An 18,357-nucleotide genomic window follows, 5' to 3' on the forward strand; every position below is an offset into this window, starting at 1 on the left:
GCGCGCGAGCAGGACAGCATCGGCGAACGCCTGGTCGATCGCGCCGCGGACGAAACCCTGCCCGGTCACGCTCGCTACTGGTTCCGTCGCTACGGCCTGTGGGGAGCCGCGGCGCTGCTCGCGCTGGCCACGAGCGCGGGCGCCTGGTGGTGGCAACAACGGCCGGAGCCGCCGAGGTTCGTGCCCCCTGCGCCGACGACCGCGGCACCGTCGCCGGTCGACGCCGAAGCGACGCGGCTCGAGGCACGCCTTGCCGAGAAGCCGGAAACCGAGCTCACCGCATTCACCCAATTGCTCGCGCGCTGGCAGGTCGATGCCGACTCGGTGTCGGTGCGCGAAGCGAGCCGCTGCGCCGCGATCGTCGCCCCCGGCATCGCGTGCCTGCGCGGCCACGCGGCGCTGGAACAGCTCGTGCGCTTCGATCGGCCGTTGATCCTGCTGCTCGGCAAGGGCGATCATCCCGCGCACGCATTGCTGCAGGGCGTGGGCAAGCAGCATGTCCGACTGGATCTCGCCGGCGCGCGCTACGAACTCGCGCGCGATTCGTTGTCCAAGTTCTGGAACGGCGACTTCGTCGTGCTCTGGCGCCTGCCGGCGGACATTCCGGCGACGCTCGAGCGCGGCGCGAGCGGCAGCGGCGTCGCATGGGCGACCGAGCGACTGAAGACGTTCGATGGCGGCGCCAGCGCGGCGACACCGGCGATGTTCGATGCGGCGTTCGAGGAGCGCGTGCGCACGCTGCAGCAAGCCTATGGCATCAAGGCCGATGGGATCATCGGACCGGAAACCCTGTTCGCGCTGTCGGCGCTGGACGACGCCGGGCCGCATCTCGCCCGGACCGTGGAATGAACCCGCATCGCGAACGCAGTCGGAACCCCTCATGTCGTTGATCCTCGAAGCCCTGAAGAAGTCTGAACAGCAGCGTCGCCTCGGCGAGATGCCGACGCGCGGCACGCCGACGCTGCCGAGCCGGCGCCGGCGCAACCTGTTGCCCGGGCTGGCCGGCCTCATCGCCGTCGCGCTCGGCGCCGGATGGTGGTTGGTGCGCACACCCGCGCCGGCGCCCGAGGAGGCAAAGCCCGCGCCGGCGGCCGCGCCCGCGGCGCTGCCGCCCCCCCGCGTGGATCGGACGGTGGCGGCCCCGGCAAGTGCCGAGCGGAAGCCGGCCGCCAAGCCGCCTGCGCCGATGCCGGCCGCCGCTGCGCCAATCCTGCCGATGCCGACGACAGACCGGCCGGGGGCGGTGACGCCACCGCCCAATGCCGCGCTCGTCGGTGCGCCTGGCACGAAGCCCGCCGCGCCACCGGCTGCGACGCCGCCGATGCGCGTGCCGCCGTCTCCGGCCAAACCGGCAGCTACGACCGCGCCCGCGGACGCCGCGCCAAAGGCGGCGGCGACGGCGACCGCAGACGCCGCCACGGATGCCACATCGAAGGAGAAAGACGCCGTCGCGAGAACGCGGGGGTCGCTGGCGAAGCCGGCGGCGCCGGCCACGCCCGCCGCAACGCCGTCGCAGGAAATGAAGGCGATGGAAGACGCGATCGCGGCGAAGCGCGCAGCGGCGAAGCCCGCCGCGCCGAAGTTGCCGACCGTGTGGGAACTGCCGTACGGCACGCGCAAGGAACTGCCCGACATCAAGCTCACGATGCACGTCTATTCGAGCGCACCCGCCGACCGATTCATCGTGATCGACGGCGAGCGCCACGTCGAAGGCGACGATCTCGGCGACGGCGTCGTGCTGCGCGAGATCAGCGCGGACGGAATGGTGCTCGACTTCAAGGGCCAACGCTTCCTCTACCCGCGCGACGGGCGCTGACGCGGAAGGCGACCGGCATGTTCGTGCACCTGCCGAGTTCGCGCCGCACCGGTCCGCCCTGGGCGACGCTGCTGATCGTCGCTGCGTGTGTCGCCACGTTCCTCTGGCTCGTGGCCTTGCCGCCGGCCGAACGCCTGGCCATGCTCTCGCGCTGGGGCACGGTACCCTCGACCCTGCTCGACCCGCATGCGCCGTGGTGGCAGCAGTTGCTCGAACTGCGCGCGGCGCGCCTGGTCACGGCGATCTTCATCCATGCCGACTGGTTGCACCTGACCGGCAATCTGCTGTTCCTGATCGTGTTCGGCGTGTCGGCCGAGCGCGCACTCGGCTCGCCGCGCTTCCTCGCGATGTTCGTCACCGGCGGCGCGCTCGCCAACCTCGTCGGCGCGCTCACCCTCGTCGGCACGAGTGCACCGATCGTCGGCTCGAGCGGTGCGGTATCGGCGGTGGTCGGCGCCTATCTCGCGCTGTTCCCGCGCGCGCGCCTCGGCCTCGTGCTGCCGCTCGGCGTGTTCCTCGAGTTCGTGCGCATCCCGGCGCCCCTGCTGATCGGCTTCTGGGCCGCGTTGCAGCTGCTGTTCACCTACGTCGGCCCGGCGTTCGGCGCCGTCGCCTGGTGGACGCACATCGCCGGTTTCCTGATCGGTATCCTGCTCGCGGTGTTGTCACGCCCGGCGATTGCGCGGCGGTTGCGCAGTTAGCTGATGCGTCCATGCCCGTCCACGCCATAAGTCAGGATCGACGGGCGATCCATCCATGGATCGCTGCTGATGCCGGGAACAGCGCCTGCCCTTTCTCCGTCTCGGCGCTGGTCGGGAACGGAAGCTACAATCGCCACCATGCGCAAGGCGAAACTCTACAAGGTCACCTTCCTGTCGCAGGGCAAGAGCATCGAGCTCTACGCCCGCCGCGTCGCATCGAGTGCATTGTGGGGTTTCACGGAAGTCGGCGACCTCGTGTTCGCCGCGCCGGGCGAAGGCCTCGTCGTCGATCCGAGCGAGGAACGCCTGCGCGAGGAATTCAAGGACACGGACGTACTGCACGTGCCGATGCACGCGATCGTGCGCATCGAGGAGGTCGCGCGCCGCGGCACCGCCGCGATCCGCGACGCCGCCAGCGGCGACAAGATCATGCCGTTCCCACTCGCGCCGCCGCGGGCGAAATAGCAACGCCGAAAACGGCTCAGGCGTCCGGCCGCAACACGCCGAAGCTGCGCAGGTTCTCGCGGAACATCGCCTCGTATTCGGCGCGGAACGCGACTGTCGCTTCTTCGGGCGTCTGCTGCAGCAACTGGCTGCGGTTGACCCACTGGAACGCATTGAAGCGCGCCGCGGCGAACAGGATCGCCGCACTCACGCGCGACTGCGGGAAGCGCTGGCCGAACTCGTTGGCCTGCGCGACGAAGCGATCGACGAGCTCGAAGAACTGGTCTTCGGTGATGTCCTGCGGGGTATTCATCGCGACTCCGATGCGGGGCCGCATATGGTCCGCCGCCGCCCGCGTCAATGCAATGGCGTGCCGAAACGCGCGAAGCGCGGCTGCCAATGATCGAGTATGTCGGCGGAGACGAGGATGCGCTCGGCGCGAGCGATGAGCTTCGTGCGCGGCACGAAGCCGATGTAGCGCGAATCCTCGCTGTTGTCGCGGTTGTCGCCGAGCACGAGGTACTCGTCGGCCGGAACGACGACCGGGCCGAAGCTCGAGTGCGCGGTACTGCCCGGCAGCCACTGCACGATCCGCTCGGAACCGGCGATGGCCTCGCGTTCACGCTCCGCGGCGATGCGGCGCTGTCCCACGTGGACAGGCGATTCGCGCCCGAGCGGCTCGTAGCGCGCCTGCTCGCCGTTGACGAGCAGCCGGTTGTCGCGCATTTCCACCGTGTCGCCGGGCAGCGCGACGACGCGCTTGATCAGGCGCGTGCCGTCCTGCGGCGAAGAGAACGTGACGATGTCGCCACGGCACGGATCGCCGAGGCGCGCGAGCACGGTGTCCGAGAACGGCACGCGCAGGTCGTAGGCGAGCCGGTTCACGAGCACGACGTCGCCTTCGAGGATGGTCGGGCGCATCGAAGCGGTCGGCACCGGGTTCCAGTCGGCGATCGCGCTGCGGAACACGCCGAGCAGGAGCAGGAAGGCGATGATGCGGCGGTTCGCGTGCAGCCAGGTCTTCATCGTGCTCCTCGCAGATGTGAGCGTGGGGTGTGGCCACATCGGCACGGTGGGCGTACTCGTCAGCCCTTGCCGGGTGCGCCCGGCGCAGGTGGCGCGCGCAGCGCGAGTGCCTTGAGCGCATTGAGCGCCTCATTGAGCGCGTAGTCGCGTTGCAGGTCGCGATTCGCCGCCGGCGGCGTCTCGACCGCATTGCCTTCATTCGCGCCCTTGAGGTGGTTGCGCAGGTCGCGTTCGCCGACGACCAGCGATGGCTCGCTCTCGCGCTGGCTGAGGGCGAGATCGGCCAGGCCGATGTCGGGTTCTATGCCGGCGGCCTGGATCGAAACGCCGCTCGGCGTGTAGTAGCGCGCCGTGGTCAGCTTGACCGCGTGTTCGGCATCGAGCGGCAGCACGGTCTGCACCGAACCCTTGCCGAACGTGCGCCGCCCCATGAGCAGGGCGCGATGGTTGTCCTTGAGCGCACCCGCGACGATCTCCGCCGCGGACGCCGTGCCGTTGTCGACGAGCACGACCATCGGCGCGCCGGCAAGCAGGTCGCCCGGGGTCGCGCGGAAGGTCATCTCCGAATCCTTGACGCGCCCGCGCGTGCTGACGATCACGCCGCCCTCGAGGAACTCGTCGCCGACTTCGATCGCCGCAGTGAGCAGGCCGCCCGGATTGCTGCGCAGGTCGAGCACGGCGCCGCGGAGCGGCGCCTTGTTCTCGGCCACGAGGCGCTCGATGCGCTTGCGCAGCTGTCCACCGGTTTCGGCCTGGAACTGGCTGATGCGCAGGTACGCAAAGCCAGGCTCGAGCATTCGCCCCGCCGCGCTCGCGACGCGGATCACTTCGCGCTTGAGCGGGATGTCGACCGGCACGGTCTGCCTGTCGTGCAACACGCTGAGGGTGATCGGCGAACCAGGCTTGCCGCGCAGTTGCGCGATCGCGCTGTCGACGTCGTCGGCCTGAACGGGCTTGCCGTCGATGCGCACGATCGTGTCGCCGGCCTTGATGCCGGCGCGTTCCGCCGGCGAGTCGTCGATCGGCGCGATCACCTTGAGGCTACCGTCGACCTGCAGGACTTCGATGCCGAGACCGGCGTAGCTGCCGGTGGTGTCCTCCGTGAGGTCCTCCATCTGCTCCTTGCCGAGGTATTCGCTGTGCGGGTCGAGCCCGCCGAGCAGGCCGCGGATCGCCGACTGCATGAGGCGGTGGTCATCGACATCGTCGACGTAGGCCTGCTTCACGAGGCTGTAGACCGCGGTGAACGCGCGGATATCGGCGAGGTCCAGTGGCGCGTTCTTCGCGGCCGCCTTCGGCTCGACCGTCGTCGTGGAATCGACCGGCGCCTTGGCGTCGACGGGCGGCTCGTCGGCCAGAGCCGGGAGGCACGCGCACATGATGAGGACGGTGGACAACAAACGCTTGGACATCGGGCCGGACCTTGAAGGTGAAGACGGGCGGCCGCCAGGCCACCTCACCACGACGACGTGGCGCCGCGGCCGCGCGAGCGCAAGCCGCGGGCATGCGCGGCATGCCGCGCGAAGCAGTGTAGCCCCGCAACGCATCGGTCGCGCTGTTGTGGACCGCAGATCCGCGGAAACGTTCAGCTCAGCGCAACCATCCGCGCGGGTCGACCGCCTGCCCCTTCGCGCGCAGCTCGAAATACAGGCCCGCCGCCTTTTGCCCCCCGCTCGCCCCGCTCGTGGCGATCGTCTCGCCGGCATCGACCCAGTCGCCGACATCCTTGAGCAGGGTTTCGTTGCAGCCGTAGAGGCTGAGGTATCCGTCGCCGTGGTCGACGATCAGCAGCAGGCCATAGCCGCGCAACCAGTCGGCGAACGCGACGCGTCCGTGCGAAATCGCATGCACGGCACTGCCGGTCTTCGCCGCGAGCAGCAGGCCGCTGCTGCGCCGGCCCGATTCGTCGGCGGCGCCGAAGGCGGTCACGACCTTGCCCTGCAGCGGCCAGCGGAGCCGGCCGCGCTGCGTCGCGAACGGCGCGTCGCCGGCGAGCTCCTTGGGGATGTCGGCGAACACGTCGCGCAGGCGTTCGAGCAGGTTGCCCAGTTCCGCCTCGTTGCGGCCGAGCGCGGCGATCCGCGCCGCCTGGTCCTTGAGCTTCGCCTCGAGCTCGACGAGCAATCCGGCGCGCGCCGCACGCTCGGCGTCCAGCCGCTGGCCCTCGGCGTTGCGCGCGTCGCGCGACGCCGCGAGTTCGGCAGTCGCGCTGCGGATCTGTGCCTGCACCTCGTCGAGGCGGCGCAGGTCACCGAGCAGGTGCTCGATCTGCTCGACCTGGGCGCGCTGGAAGTAGCGATGGTAGGCGAGCACCCGCGAGATCGCGGCGACATCGTCCTGCTGCAGCAGCAGCTTGAGTTCCTCGCCGTGGCCGAGTGCGTAGGCCGAGCGAAGCAGGCCGCCGAGCGCGTCGCGCTGCACCGCGAGCGTGCGATCGAGCTTCGCCTTTTCGGCATCGAGCTCGTCGAGGCGCGCCTGTTGCGCGGCGACCTTCGCATCGAGCGCCTGCACGTCCCTCGCGACCGCGGCGAGCGCGAGTTCCTTGTCCCGCAGTGCACGCGCCGCCTCGTCGCGTTCGCCGCCCGCCGCGCGCTGCTGTTCGGCGAGCGCCTTGAGCTCGGCGCGCACGGCGTCGAGCTTGCGCCTGGTTTCCTGCTCCTGCGCCGCGCGCTGCGGATCGGGCGCATCCTGCGCATGCGCGACACAGGCGAGTGCCGCCGCGAGGCCGAGTGCGAGCGGGCGTCGAAGCCGCACGACTCAGGTGAATTCGATGAGGCTGCGCCCACTCATTTCGGGCGGCTGCGCCAATCCCATCAAGGCGAGCACGCTCGGTGCGAGATCGCGCAACGCGCCGTGGTGCAGGCGCGCCTGGCGGCCGATGTAGACGAGCGGCACCGGGCCGACCGTGTGCTGCGTGTGCGGCACGCCGTTCTCGTCGACCATCTGCTCAAGGTTGCCGTGATCGGCGCTGACGAGCATCTCGCCGCCGGCGGCGCGGATCGCCGCGGCGAGCCGGCCGAGCGCGACGTCGACCGCCTCCGCGGCCTTGATCGCGGCCGCCTCGTCGCCCGTATGGCCGACCATGTCGGGGTTGGCGATGTTGCAGGCAATGAAGTCGTAGCGGCCCGAACCGATCGCCTCGACCAGACGGTCTGTGAGTTCCGGGCAGCTCATCTCGGGCTTGAGGTCGTAGGTCGCGACCTTCGGGCTCGGCACGAGGATGCGGTCCTCGCCTTCGAACGGTTCTTCGCGCCCCGCCGGAGAAGAAGAACGTGACGTGCGCGTACTTCTCGGTCTCGGCGATGCGCAGCTGGCGCAGGCCTTGCGCGGCGAGGACTTCGCCGAGCGTGTTGCGCATGGACTGCGGCGGCCACGCGATCGCCGTGGCAGCGAGCCCCTGTTCGTATTCGGTGAGGGTGACGAACGCCGACAGGCGCGGCGCATGCACGCGCGGGAAGCCGTCGAAATCGGCGTCGACGAACGCATGCGAGAGTTCGCGTGCGCGATCGGCACGGAAGTTCATGAATACGATCGCGTCGCCGTCGGCGACGCGCGCGCCGCCGTCGATGACGGTCGGCTTGACGAACTCGTCGTTCTCGCCGCGCGCGTAGGCATCGTGCAGCGCGGTCGCGGCGTCGGTCGCGTGGTACTCGGCCACCGCTTCGGCGATCGCGCTCCAGGCGAGCCGCACGCGCTCCCAGCGGTGGTCGCGGTCCATCGCGTAGTAACGGCCGCCGACCGTCGCGATGCGCGTATTGCCGAGCGCCGCGCACTTCGCCGCCAGTGCGGCGATGCTCGCACCGGCGCTGCGCGGCGGCGTGTCGCGACCGTCGAGGAATGCGTGCACCGCGACGCGCGCGACGCCGCGGCGCGCGGCGAGGTCGAGCATCGCGAAGATGTGTCGTTCGTGGCTGTGCACGCCGCCCGGCGAGAGCAGGCCGAATACGTGCAGCGTGCCACCGCCGAGGCGCGCGGCGTCGCAGGCGCCGAGCAGCGCGGGGTTGGCGTCGAACGAGCCGTCGGCGATCGCCGCGTCGATGCGCGTGAGGTCCTGGTAGACGATCCGGCCCGACCCGATGTTCATGTGGCCGACCTCGGAATTGCCCATCTGGCCGTCCGGCAAGCCGACGAACTGTCCATGCGTGTCGACCAGCGTGTGCGGGCATTCGGCGAGCAGGCGGCGCCAGTTCGGGCAATCGGCCTGCGCGATCGCGTTGTGCGCGGTTTCGGCGCGGTAGCCCCATCCGTCGAGGATCAGCAGCAGGATCGGCTTGGGTCGTGACACGTGGCACATTCCATGGCGAAGGCAGGGGTCAATGCTAGCGGAACGGCGCGCCGGACGGGGTTTTCAACCTTTCCGCGCGCCCGCGCATCCAAGCTCCCGACCACCTCACCGGAGACCGCCATGCACTGCAGGACCGCGCTGTCCTTCGCCCTCGCCTCGCTGTTCTTCGCCGGCGCCGCTTCCGCGCGCGGCATCGACGTCGACAAGGTGAACGGCTCCATCCACATCGAGAGTGACCAGCAGGCCGGCGCGCTCAGCACGGTCAACGGCTCGATCCGCATCGACGGCGGCGGCAGTGCGACCAAGGTGTCGACCGTCAACGGCGGCATCGAACTCGGCGACCGCGCGACCGCGGAGTCGCTCGAGACCGTCAATGGCGGCATCGACCTCGGCGCCGGCGCGCGCGTGAACGGCACGGTCGAGGCGGTCAACGGCGGCGTGCGGCTCGGCAAGGGCGCGGAGATCGTCGGCCATGCCTCCAACGTCAACGGCCGCTACGTGCTCGACGCGGCGCACATCGGGGGCGGCATCGAAACCGTCAGCGGCGACATCGAAATCGGCGCCGGCTCGCGCGTCGAAGGCGGCATCCTCGTCGAAAAACCGCACGGCTGGTCCTGGGGCAAGCAGCGCAACCCGCGCATCGTGATCGGCCCACACGCGATCGTCGAAGGCACGCTGGATTTCCGCCGCGAGGTCGACCTCTTCGTGAGCGACAGTGCGAAGGTCGGCGAGATCAAGGGCGCGAAACCGACGAAGTTCTCCGGCGACCAGCCGTAAATCGCGATCGCAAGTGCGCGACGAGGGCCATGGATGGCCGCGTCGACAGCAGCGCCGTCGGTGATTCCCGCGAACGGGGGAATCACGATGCGGGCCAAGACGCTGGGTCCCGGCTGCCTCGGACATCAAAATAACATCACCATGGATTCCCCCTTTCGGGGGGAAATGGCCGCATGCTGCGGGGGCCAAGGCGGCAAGGCACCGACCGCGCGAACGGGCACCGTAAAAAAAGCCCCGCACCGCTGACGACGGTACGGGGCCAACAAATGCCAAGGAGGGGATCGCCCCGTCCATGGGGCGAAAGACGGCATCCACTGCGCCGAAGAGGTTGTCGCGTGGCCGTCGCAGATCCTGCGACCGGCGCGAACGGCTTGCGTGGGCGCGGCGGAATACGCAGGATGCGCCGTTCCGACGCCTGCCACGCCTGCCGCCATGCCATTGCTCATGCTCGCCTCGCTCGCGCTGACGATCCTCTGCGCCATCCACGTGGTGCGCAGCGGCCGGCCTCTGTACTGGATCTGGCTGCTGCTGATCGGCTCGTACATCGCGGTCGCCGTCTACGTGTTCGTCGCGGTGCTGCCGGACCTTCGCAGCAGTCCACGCAGCCGCAAGGCGGCCCGGCAGATGCTCGAGACGATCGATCCCGAACGCCGCCGCCGCGCGATCCGCGAGCGGCTCGAACTCGCCGACACGACCGACAACCGCCGCGCGCTCGCCGAGGAATGCCTGCGCCTGCGCGACTACCGCAATGCGGCGGACCTCTACCAGTCGATCCTCAAGGGCATCTACGCGACCGAGCCCCTGTTCATGCTCGGCCTGGCCGAGGCGCAGGCGGGCGATGGCGACTTCGCTGCGGCGCGCGCGACGCTCGACGCGCTGGTCAAGGCGAACCCCGCGTTCCGCTCGACCGACGGCCACCTGCTCTACGCGCGCTGCCTCGAGGAGCTCGGCGAGCACGATTCTGCGCTCGCCGAATACGAAGTGCTCGCGCGCAGCTATCCGGGCGAGCAGGCGCGCTACCGCTACGCGACCCTTCTGCGCCGGCGCGAGCGCATCGCCGATGCGCGCGCGGTGCTGCAGGACATGCTCAAGCGCGCGCGGCTGGCGCCGCGCTACTACCGCCGCAAGGAGCGTGAATGGCTCGACGCGGCCAAGCGCGACCTCGGCGCGCTCGAGGCCGGCTGAGCACGGCGCGCGTCAGCGCTTCTTCTTTTTCGCGAGCGCCTTCTCGATCCCGGCCTGCGTGAGCGGGTGGTAGCCCGGCTTCGCCTTCGCGTACACACCACGCGCGAACGCAAGGCCGTCCGGCGTCCTGGCGAGTTCCTCGTAGAGCGGCAGTACCAGATAGCGCCGGCCGATGCGCGACATGTACGCCGCCATCTGCTCGCGCGCGGGCCGATAGTCGGCGCGAATCGCGGCGAGGTACCAACGCCGCGCGATCTCCGCATTCGCCGCTCCCGTGAGATGCCACGCCGCATCGAACTCGGCAAGCTGAGCGGCCTTGAGCGGCTTGGGCAGGCCATCGAGGAAGTACATCCATTCCTGCGTGTTCCAGCCCTTCGCATCGAGCTCGGCGGCCTTGCGCGTGCCGGCGAGCCATTCGCCGCGCTGTTTCTCGATCGAGACGAAGCGCTCCGAGGTCGGCACGCCCGCATCGGCCGGGATGCCCGGCTGCTCGATCCATGCCCTCACCTCGGCGAGGCTCATCTTGCCCGGATATTTTTGGAGCAGGTTCGGTTCGAGGTAGTCGAGCATCTGCGCGGTCGTGATGCTCTGGAACGCGAAGTGGTCGAAATAGCCGCGCAGGTACGCGTCGAACGCTTCGCGGCCAAACTTCGCCTCGAGCGTGCGCAGCAGCCATGCGCCCTTGGTGTAGGCGAAATCGGAACCGGCGTCGTCGGCGTCGCGCGTGTCGAAGTCGGGCACGAGGCGCTGGTCGGGTTTGGGCGTTTCGGCGAGTTCGCCGCGCAGCTCGTCGGCGGCGAGGATGAACTCCTCGTCAGCCTGCGCCTTGCCGTAGACGGCCTCGACGATGCGGTTCTCGACGTAGGTCGTGAAACCCTCGTTGAGCCACATGTGCTTCCACGCCGCATTCGTGACGAGGTTGCCCGACCACGAGTGGGCGAGTTCGTGCGCGACGAGCGAGACGAGACTCTTGTCGCCGACCAGCACGGTGGGCGTCGCGAACGTCAGGCGCGGATTCTCCATGCCGCCGAACGGGAAGCTCGGCGGCAGCACGAGGATGTCGTAACGGCCCCAGCGGTACGGGCCGTAGAGCTTCTCGGTCGTCTCGATCATCTTCTCGGTGTCGGCGAATTCCGTGGCCGCCGATTCGACCACCGATGGCTCGGCATAGACGGCGCTGCGCGGGCCGGTTTCGCGCACGGCGATGTCGCCGACCGCGATAGCGAGCAGGTAGGACGGGATCGGCTTGTCCATCGTGAAGCGGAAGTCGCCGTCGAGCGCATGCTTCACGTCGTTGTCGGCGCTCATGACCACGCGCAGCGCCTTCGGTGCGCGCACGTGGGCGGTGTAGGTGAAGCGCACCGAGGGCGTGTCCTGCAGCGGCACCCAGCTGCGCGCATGGATCGACTCGGACTGCGAGAACATGAACGGCTGCTGCTTGCCCGCGGTCTGCGCCGGCGTCATCCACTGCAAGCCCGACGCCCCGGGCGCGCTGCGATAGCGAATGCGCACGCTCGCCGCGGGCTGGTCGAGGCGGATGCGCAGGGCCGAGCCGAGGATCGGGTCGCGCTGGTCGAGCGCGAAGCCGAGCACGCGCGCAGGGCCGCCGGCGACCTGCGCCTCCACTCCCTCGATGGTCAGGTCGCGCGTGTCGAGCACGAGCGTGCGTGCGGCCGGATCGTGCCAGTCGAGCGAAAGCTCGGCCGTGCCGGCGAGCTCGCGCTTGTCGAAATCGACGTCGAGGTCGAGTGCGAGGCTGCGCACGGTGACCGCCTCGGTGTTCGCATAGCTGTGCGGATCGGTCGTCGCTGCGGCGGCGTCCGCCGCGAGCAGCAACAAGGGCAGGACGAGCAGGCGCGGGAGGATGGACACGGCGATACCCCGATGCTTGGTGCTGGAAAGCGCGATTGTCGCCCAAATCGCAGCGCGGTTCGCGCCGTGCACGGTCGCGGCGAGGGCGCTGCGGCGCGACATCCGCGCCGGAGCCTCGTGGCCACTCCGCCACGCCGGTGCCGGCGCGGCGGGTCGCACGCTCAGCGCGTTGCGACGCCGAGCGCGTGGTCGTAGAAGCGGTCGAGATCGGCCTTGAACTGCTTCAGCGCGTCGACGTTGAGATACACCATGTGCCCGGACGGGTAGTAGGTGAACGTCACGTTGCCGCGCAGGGAGGGATCGAGCTGCATGTGCGAGATGTCGTACTCGGTCGCGAAGAACGGCGTCGCGAGGTCGAACCAGCCGTTCGCGGACAACACCTGCAGCTTCGGATTCTCGCGCATCGCGCGCGCGAGATCGCCCGCCACGTACGGCACGCGCTGCGGGACGCGCGAACCGGGTTGCTCGTGCTTCCAGTCCCACTCGCGGATGATGTCGGGCCCGGTGCGTACGTACGGCGTGTCGCTGCTCCACTTCAGGGTGTCTTCGGCGTAGTGGTTGAACGCGCCGATGTAAGCGCCGGTGATCGCGGTCGAAGACGCGTCGAACTCCGGGTTCTCGCCCGCGGCGTCGAGGTCGATGCCTTCGTAGCGACCGTCGTAGCGGCCGACCGTGCGCCGTTCGTCGCGCAGCAGTTCCTTGCGGAAACGGCTTTGGTTGACGCGCAGGTTCGCCTCCTCGAGGTATTGCGGCGAGAGGCCGGTGTAGCGCGACAGCTTCGTCGCCATCGCATCGAGTTCGGCTGCCGACAGGTCCTGCCCCTTCGCGAGCGCTGCCGCGTACTCGCCTGCGGCGAACGCGCGCGCCTCGTCGAGGAACGTGCGCAGCTCGGCCGGCTTGTTCGGCACCTTGTCGTGGTACCACGCGATCGCCGCGAGCGTCGGCAGCGCGCCGACGTAGGTGTGGTCGAGGCCGGGCGAGTTCGCGCCGTAGTTGAGGCTCGACGACAACAGCACGACGCCATTGAATGCCATGCCGTCGTTCTGCAACTTGTTGACGAGGCCGGCCGAACGCGTCGTGCCGTACGACTCGCCGAACAGGAACTTCGGTGCGTTCCAGCGATGGTTGATCGATACGTAGCGCGTGATCGTCTTGGCGAACGCGTCGAGATCCTGGTCGACGCCCCAGAAGTCCTTGCCCTTGCCCTTGCCGACCGGTGTCGAGAAGCCGGTGCCGACCGCATCGATGAAGACGAGGTCACTGCGGTCGATGAGGCTGTAGGCGTTCGGCACGAGCCGGTACGGTGGCGGCGCGGTCGCCTCGGCGCTCGCCGACTCGACGCGGACGGGCGCGACCGAACCCATGTGCAACCACACGCTCGGCGACCCCGGGCCGCCGTTGTAGAAGAACGTGACCGGCCGCTCGCCCGCGCCGCGTGCGGCATCGGCCGTATAGGCGACGTAGAACACGCTCGCGTTCGGCTTGTTTTCCTTGTCCTGGATGAGCACGTTGCCGGCGGTCGCGGTGTAACGCACGGTACGGCCGGCGACCTCGACGCTGCCATGCGAGACGGCGGTCCTTTCGGCCGGAATGGGCTTCTCGTCCTTCTTCGCCGACTTCGCATCCTTGTCGGCGGACTCGGCGTCCTGGTCGCCGTCGGCCGCCTGCGCGGCGATGGAACACGCGAGCAGCAGCGAAGCGAGCAGCGCCCGGAACGGATTGCGACGCATCACGGTAACCCCTGGGCTGGCGACATGGACGCGCAGCCTGCACCCGCGCGCCGCCGATCGCCCGTGACGAAAGTGCCGGTCCCGTGTAAACGCGATGCAAAGACGCGCGCGGCAGCAATGCCGGCGCCGCGAGGATCAGACGCGGTAGCCGCGATGGATCGCGACGATGCCCGCCGACAGGTTGCGCACGTCGACGCGCGCGAGGCCGGCCGTCTCCATCATCGCCTTGAGCGTGTCCTGGTCGGGGTGCTTGCGGATGGACTCGGCGAGGTAGCGGTAGCTCGCCGCATCACCCGCGATGAGCGAGCCGATGCGCGGCAGCACCTGGAACGAATGGAAGTCGTACAGCGGCTTGAGGAACTCGGCGCGCACCGCGGAGAATTCGAGCACGAGCGCCCGACCGCCGATCTTCAGCACGCGATGGATTTCCGCGAGGGCCTTTTCCTTGCGCGTGACATTGCGCAGGCCGAACGCCATCGTCACGCAATCGAAGCTGCGATCGGGGAACGGCAGCGACTCGGCGTCCATGCGCGACCAGTCGAGGCCGTGCACGAGGCCGCGATCGAGCAGGCGATCGCGGCCGACGCGCAGCATGTCGCCGTTGATGTCGCCGACCACGACGCGGCCGCTGCCTGCCGCGTTCGGTCGTACCTTCGGCAGCAGCAGCGCGGCGATGTCGCCGGTGCCGCCGGCGAGGTCGAGCACGACGTCGCCTTCGCGCACGCCGCTGGTCGCGACGAAATAGCGCTTCCAGAGCCGGTGCACGCCGAACGACATGAGGTCGTTCATGATGTCGTATTTGCGCGCGACCGACGTGAACACCTCGCCGACGAGGCGCGCCTTGTCGGCCTCCGGCACGTCGCGGTAGCCGAAATGGGTGGTGCCTGCGCGCTTGCCGGTCGTTTCGCTCATGGCACGCATGGTACCGCAGCAGCGGTGCGGCCTGCGTTGCGCCCGCGCCCGCCGGCCGCATAATGCGGGGCGGACCGGCACGGGGCGCCGGGTCGACGGGGGAGCATCGACATGCTGGTCTGGGGGCTGGGCGCGGGCGCGCTGGTCGTGGTGGCGGCCGCGATCGTGCTGTTCAACGAACTCGTCGCCGCGCGCAACCAGGTGCGCTCCGCCTGGAGCGACATCGACGTGCAGCTGACACGCCGGCACGACCTCGTTCCGCAGCTCGTCGCGGCGGTGCGGGGCTATGCCGGGCACGAGCGCGCGACGCTCGGCCTCGTCACGGAACTGCGCACGCGCGCGATGGCCGCCGCGTCGCTCGGCGACAAGGCGCGGCTCGAAGGCGAGCTCGCGACGCAGGTGCAGCGCATCCTCGCGCTGCAGGAGAGCTATCCCGGCCTCAAGGCGAGCGACAACTTCCTTGCGCTGCAGCGCGACCTCGTCGCGATCGAGGACCACCTCCAGTACGCGCGCCGCTTCTACAACGGCGCGGTGCGCGACCTCAACAACCGGATCGAGACGTTCCCGTCGCTGCTCGTCGCTCGCGTGGCGAACTTCCATCCGGCCGAATTCTTCCGCCAGGGCGAAGGCCAGGAGGCCCCGCAATGAGTCGAGCACGGCGCGTCGCTGCATGGTTGTTCGCCGCGGTATTCGCATGGCCGCTCGTCGCGGCCGCGGACGAGCGCATCCTGTCGTTCCGGAGCAGCATCGAGATCGCCGCGGACGGCAGCATGGACGTCACCGAGACGATCCGCGTGCGCGCCGAGGGCGGCGCGATCCGCCACGGCATCTACCGCGACTTCCCGACCGACTATCGCGACCGCTTCCGCAATGCGGTGCACGTCGCGTTCGAGCCGCTGGCGCTCACGCGCGACGGCCACGACGAGCCGTTCCATTCCGAGCGCAAGGGCAACGGCGTTCGTGTCTACTTCGGCTCGAAAGAGACGACGCTCGCGCCCGGCGAGTACAGCTAGTCGTTCGCCTACCACACGAACCGCCAGCTCGGCTTCTTCGCCGATCACGACGAGCTCTACTGGAACGTGACCGGCAACGGCTGGGACTTCCCCATCGACGCGGCGACCGCGACCGTCTCCCTGCCCGGTTCGATCGCGCCGCCGGACCTGCGGCTGGATGCCTACACCGGGCCCGAGGGCGCGCAGGGCAAGGCCTGGAGCGCGCACGCGGACGGCGATTCGCGCGCGTCGTTCGCAACCACGCGCATGCTCGGCCCGCGCGAGGGCCTCACGATCGCGGTCGGTTTTCCGAAAGGCATCATCGCCCCGCCGACCGACCGCCAGCGCCTCGCCTGGTTCCTCGAGGACAACGCGGGCGTGCTCGCACAGCTCCTCGCGCTGCTGCTCGTGCTCACCTATTACTGCGTGCAATGGTCGCGCGTCGGACGGGACCCGAAACCGGGCACGATCATCCCGCTGTACGAGCCGCCGGGCGGGCACACGCCGGGCGCGCTGCGCTACGTCGAGCGCATGGGCTGGGACGAGGGCTGTGTCGCCGCCGACATCGTCGATGCGGCCGTGCGCGGCGCGATCCGCATCACCGAAGACGACGGCAAGTACCGCATCGAGCGCGTCGGCACGGCGGAGCTGCCCGCGACCGAATCGCGCCTCGTCGCCGACCTGCTCGCCGGCAGCTCCGCGTTCACGTTCGAGCAGTCCTCGCATTCGCGCATTTCGCGGGCGCTCGATGCACACAGGAAAGCGCTCGAGGCCACGTACGCCGACAGTCATTTCCGCAAGAACACCGGACTCGTCGTGATCGGCGTGCTGGTCACCGTCGCCGCGGTGATCGGTGCGGCGCTGCTCATCGGCGACGTCGGCCGCACCGTGGGCGCCGCGTTCATGCTGGTCTGGCTCGGCGGCTGGAGCGTCGGCGTGTTCGCGCTGTGCGCGAAGGTGGTCAGCGCCTGGCGCATGGTCGGCCGCGGCTCGATCGGCAAGCGGACCGCGGCGACGATCGGCGCGATCTTCATCAGCGTGTTCGCGCTGCCGTTCGTCGCCGGCGAGGTATTCGGCATCGGCATGCTCGTGATGCTCGCGGGGGTCGGCTTCGCGGTCGCGATCGTCGCCCTGGTCGCGACCAACCTGCTGTTCGCGTGGCTCATGAAGGCACCGACGACGACCGGCCGCCGCCTGCTCGACCAGGTCGACGGTCTGCGTCTCTACCTCGGTGTCGCCGAGCGCGACGAGATCGCCGCCCAGAAGGCACCGCCGCTCAGCGCCGAGCAGTTCCATCGCATGCTGCCGTACGCGCTCGCGCTCGGTGTCGAGGAAAACTGGACGAACCTGTTCGCCGCCGCGGTGGGCCCCGCCGCGGCAGCCGCGGCCGTCACCGCGGCCGGCTGGTACGGCGGCCGGTCGATCAGCCATTTCGGCGGCTTTGCGAGTGACCTCGGCTCGTCGTTCAGCAGCTCGATTTCGTCGTCGTCGAGCGCACCCGGCTCCTCGTCGGGCGGCGGCGGAGGTGGCTCTTCCGGCGGTGGTGGCGGCGGCGGCGGTGGCGGCGGCTGGTAGCCGCGCTCAGCGCGCGAGGCCGTTCGCCGCGAGCGCGTCGAGATACGCCTGCCAGTTGCGCGCGTGCTCGCGGCCGAGCTCGTGCAGCACGCTCCATGAGAACAGGCCGCTCGCGTGGCCGTCGGAAAAGCGCAGCAGCACCGCATAGTTGCCGACCGGCTCGACCGCATCGATCGCGACGTCGCGCTTGCCGGCGACGAGCACCTTCTGCCCGGGTCCGTGGCCCTGCACTTCGGCACTCGGCGAGTGCACGCGCAGGTATTCGGCAGGCAGGCGATAGGCTGCGCCGTCATCGAACTCGACTTCGAGCGCGTGCGACGCGCGATGCAACACGATGCGCGTCGGCGTGGGCGCCTGCGCCATCAATGCACGCTGTCGGAACGCGGAGCGCGCGGCTGCTGCGGATCGCCGGGCAGGCCCGCGACCTGCCACAGCGCATCGAGGTAGCCGGAACCGAAGCCGATCGAGCCGAGGCCTTCGAACTCGTACGCGCCGGTGTCCGGATACCAGCGGGCGTTGGGGTCGAGCTCGCGCAGGACCAGCGCGTCCCTCTCAACCTCGGTGAGCTGGCCGACGTAGCTGATTTCGCCCTCGTCGTCCTCGACCATGTTGAGCGAGATCAGCGGCGCGCACGCCATCGCCGAGCGCGCGATAGCGGCCCAGTCGTCGAGCTCGAAACCGCCCGGCACCTTGAGCGCTTCGCCGCGCAGCGCGAGCGCCTTCTCGACGAATTCGCGCGAGGGATCCTCCTCGATTGCGCTGATGTCGGCGATCGCGATCGCGATGTAGCCGTCGAAGCGCATCGCGTCACCGACCTCGGCGACGAGGCAGAAATCGCGCGACAGCGCGACCACGTAGCCGTGGATCACACCCGCGTGCAGGCGCTCGCGCAGGATGCGCAGGGGAATGCGTTGCTCGAACGCCTCGCGAAGCTCGGCGCGCACGCCGCGCGCCTTGAACGGGACTACGGTGGTCATGTGTGTATGGTCCGGCACTCGGGCCTGTGGTGCAACCGCGCCGCCGCGCGACCCGGAACACAGGC

The 18,357-nt window shown here is 69.6% G+C and carries 18 protein-coding genes and 2 pseudogenes; 9 read left to right on the forward strand and 11 right to left on the reverse strand.

Annotated features, from left to right (window positions below; all coding sequences use genetic code 11):
- From ACTHK2_RS15765 to ACTHK2_RS15780, 4 genes are all read left to right on the forward strand, one after another.
- On the forward strand, nucleotides 1–849 hold an 849-nt coding region (locus tag ACTHK2_RS15765; RefSeq protein ID WP_440246673.1), incomplete at its 5' end, for a peptidoglycan-binding domain-containing protein.
- 31 nt (nucleotides 850–880) lie between these two features.
- Entirely contained in the window at nucleotides 881–1,816 is a 936-nt protein-coding gene (locus ACTHK2_RS15770; protein ID WP_440246674.1) for a general secretion pathway protein GspB, read from the forward strand.
- A 17-nt stretch (nucleotides 1,817–1,833) separates the two neighbouring features.
- On the forward strand, nucleotides 1,834–2,517 hold the full coding sequence (locus ACTHK2_RS15775; RefSeq protein WP_440246675.1) for a rhomboid family intramembrane serine protease: 684 nt from the start codon (nucleotides 1,834–1,836) through the stop codon (nucleotides 2,515–2,517).
- 138 nt (nucleotides 2,518–2,655) lie between these two features.
- Nucleotides 2,656–2,982 (forward strand): DUF1820 family protein, encoded by a 327-nt coding sequence (locus ACTHK2_RS15780; protein ID WP_440246676.1) that lies wholly within the window; start codon nucleotides 2,656–2,658, stop codon nucleotides 2,980–2,982.
- A 16-nt stretch (nucleotides 2,983–2,998) separates the two neighbouring features.
- Here the strand turns inward: ACTHK2_RS15780 and ACTHK2_RS15785 are convergent, their stop codons facing one another.
- From ACTHK2_RS15785 to gpmI, 6 genes and pseudogenes are all read right to left on the reverse strand, one after another.
- On the reverse strand, nucleotides 2,999–3,274 hold the full coding sequence (locus tag ACTHK2_RS15785; protein WP_182530819.1) for a DUF3144 domain-containing protein: 276 nt from the start codon (nucleotides 3,272–3,274) through the stop codon (nucleotides 2,999–3,001).
- 44 nt (nucleotides 3,275–3,318) lie between these two features.
- A complete protein-coding gene (gene lepB / locus ACTHK2_RS15790; protein ID WP_440246677.1) occupies nucleotides 3,319–3,987 on the reverse strand; it encodes a signal peptidase I in 669 nt (222 codons plus the stop codon).
- 59 nt (nucleotides 3,988–4,046) lie between these two features.
- Nucleotides 4,047–5,399 carry a S41 family peptidase gene (locus ACTHK2_RS15795; RefSeq protein WP_440246678.1) on the reverse strand — a complete coding sequence of 451 codons (1,353 nt, stop codon included), beginning with the start codon at nucleotides 5,397–5,399 and terminating at the stop codon, nucleotides 4,047–4,049.
- Between the two features lie 178 nt (nucleotides 5,400–5,577).
- Entirely contained in the window at nucleotides 5,578–6,741 is a 1,164-nt protein-coding gene (locus ACTHK2_RS15800) for a murein hydrolase activator EnvC family protein (protein WP_440246679.1), read from the reverse strand.
- 3 nt (nucleotides 6,742–6,744) lie between these two features.
- Complete coding sequence (locus ACTHK2_RS15805; protein WP_440246680.1) at nucleotides 6,745–7,203, reverse strand: alkaline phosphatase family protein; 459 nt, start codon at nucleotides 7,201–7,203, stop codon at nucleotides 6,745–6,747.
- A gap of 88 nt (nucleotides 7,204–7,291) precedes the next feature.
- A pseudogene (gene gpmI / locus ACTHK2_RS15810) lies at nucleotides 7,292–8,281 on the reverse strand (2,3-bisphosphoglycerate-independent phosphoglycerate mutase); the annotation flags it as partial.
- Between the two features lie 111 nt (nucleotides 8,282–8,392).
- On the opposite strand from gpmI, the gene ACTHK2_RS15815 reads away from it, so the two are divergent.
- Nucleotides 8,393–9,049, forward strand: coding sequence for a hypothetical protein (locus tag ACTHK2_RS15815; protein WP_440246681.1), 657 nt, complete (start codon nucleotides 8,393–8,395; stop codon nucleotides 9,047–9,049).
- Between the two features lie 432 nt (nucleotides 9,050–9,481).
- The gene (locus ACTHK2_RS15820) at nucleotides 9,482–10,234 is read left to right on the forward strand and encodes a tetratricopeptide repeat protein (RefSeq protein WP_440246682.1); all 753 of its coding nucleotides are present in this window, start codon (nucleotides 9,482–9,484) and stop codon (nucleotides 10,232–10,234) included.
- 12 nt (nucleotides 10,235–10,246) lie between these two features.
- Here ACTHK2_RS15820 and ACTHK2_RS15825 read toward each other — a convergent pair whose 3' ends face one another.
- The 3 genes from ACTHK2_RS15825 to ubiE all read right to left on the reverse strand — a co-directional run bounded on the left by ACTHK2_RS15825 (nucleotide 10,247) and on the right by ubiE (nucleotide 14,748).
- On the reverse strand, nucleotides 10,247–12,106 hold the full coding sequence (locus tag ACTHK2_RS15825; RefSeq protein ID WP_440246683.1) for a M1 family metallopeptidase: 1,860 nt from the start codon (nucleotides 12,104–12,106) through the stop codon (nucleotides 10,247–10,249).
- A gap of 161 nt (nucleotides 12,107–12,267) precedes the next feature.
- Nucleotides 12,268–13,836 (reverse strand): S10 family peptidase, encoded by a 1,569-nt coding sequence (locus ACTHK2_RS15830; RefSeq protein ID WP_440246684.1) that lies wholly within the window; start codon nucleotides 13,834–13,836, stop codon nucleotides 12,268–12,270.
- 135 nt (nucleotides 13,837–13,971) lie between these two features.
- Nucleotides 13,972–14,748 (reverse strand): bifunctional demethylmenaquinone methyltransferase/2-methoxy-6-polyprenyl-1,4-benzoquinol methylase UbiE, encoded by a 777-nt coding sequence (gene ubiE, locus ACTHK2_RS15835; protein ID WP_440246685.1) that lies wholly within the window; start codon nucleotides 14,746–14,748, stop codon nucleotides 13,972–13,974.
- A 111-nt stretch (nucleotides 14,749–14,859) separates the two neighbouring features.
- On the opposite strand from ubiE, the gene ACTHK2_RS15840 reads away from it, so the two are divergent.
- The 3 genes and pseudogenes from ACTHK2_RS15840 to ACTHK2_RS15850 all read left to right on the forward strand — a co-directional run bounded on the left by ACTHK2_RS15840 (nucleotide 14,860) and on the right by ACTHK2_RS15850 (nucleotide 17,315).
- Nucleotides 14,860–15,396 carry a LemA family protein gene (locus ACTHK2_RS15840; RefSeq protein WP_440246686.1) on the forward strand — a complete coding sequence of 179 codons (537 nt, stop codon included), beginning with the start codon at nucleotides 14,860–14,862 and terminating at the stop codon, nucleotides 15,394–15,396.
- Nucleotides 15,393–16,037, forward strand: a pseudogene (locus ACTHK2_RS15845) (DUF2207 domain-containing protein); the annotation flags it as partial. The gene ACTHK2_RS15840 and the pseudogene ACTHK2_RS15845, both read left to right, overlap by 4 nt.
- 129 nt (nucleotides 16,038–16,166) lie before the next feature.
- The gene (locus tag ACTHK2_RS15850) at nucleotides 16,167–17,315 is read left to right on the forward strand and encodes a DUF2207 family protein (RefSeq protein WP_440246705.1); all 1,149 of its coding nucleotides are present in this window, start codon (nucleotides 16,167–16,169) and stop codon (nucleotides 17,313–17,315) included.
- 6 nt (nucleotides 17,316–17,321) lie between these two features.
- On the opposite strand, the gene ACTHK2_RS15855 is transcribed toward ACTHK2_RS15850, so the two are convergent.
- Nucleotides 17,322–17,678 carry a gamma-butyrobetaine hydroxylase-like domain-containing protein gene (locus tag ACTHK2_RS15855; RefSeq protein WP_440246687.1) on the reverse strand — a complete coding sequence of 119 codons (357 nt, stop codon included), beginning with the start codon at nucleotides 17,676–17,678 and terminating at the stop codon, nucleotides 17,322–17,324.
- On the reverse strand, nucleotides 17,678–18,292 hold the full coding sequence (locus ACTHK2_RS15860; protein ID WP_440246688.1) for a hypothetical protein: 615 nt from the start codon (nucleotides 18,290–18,292) through the stop codon (nucleotides 17,678–17,680). Before ACTHK2_RS15860 ends, ACTHK2_RS15855 begins: the two co-directional genes overlap by 1 nt.
- Nucleotides 18,293–18,357: the final 65 nt, after the last annotated feature.

This window comes from Dokdonella sp. (assembly GCF_051958935.1).
GTDB lineage: Bacteria > Pseudomonadota > Gammaproteobacteria > Xanthomonadales > Rhodanobacteraceae > Dokdonella_A.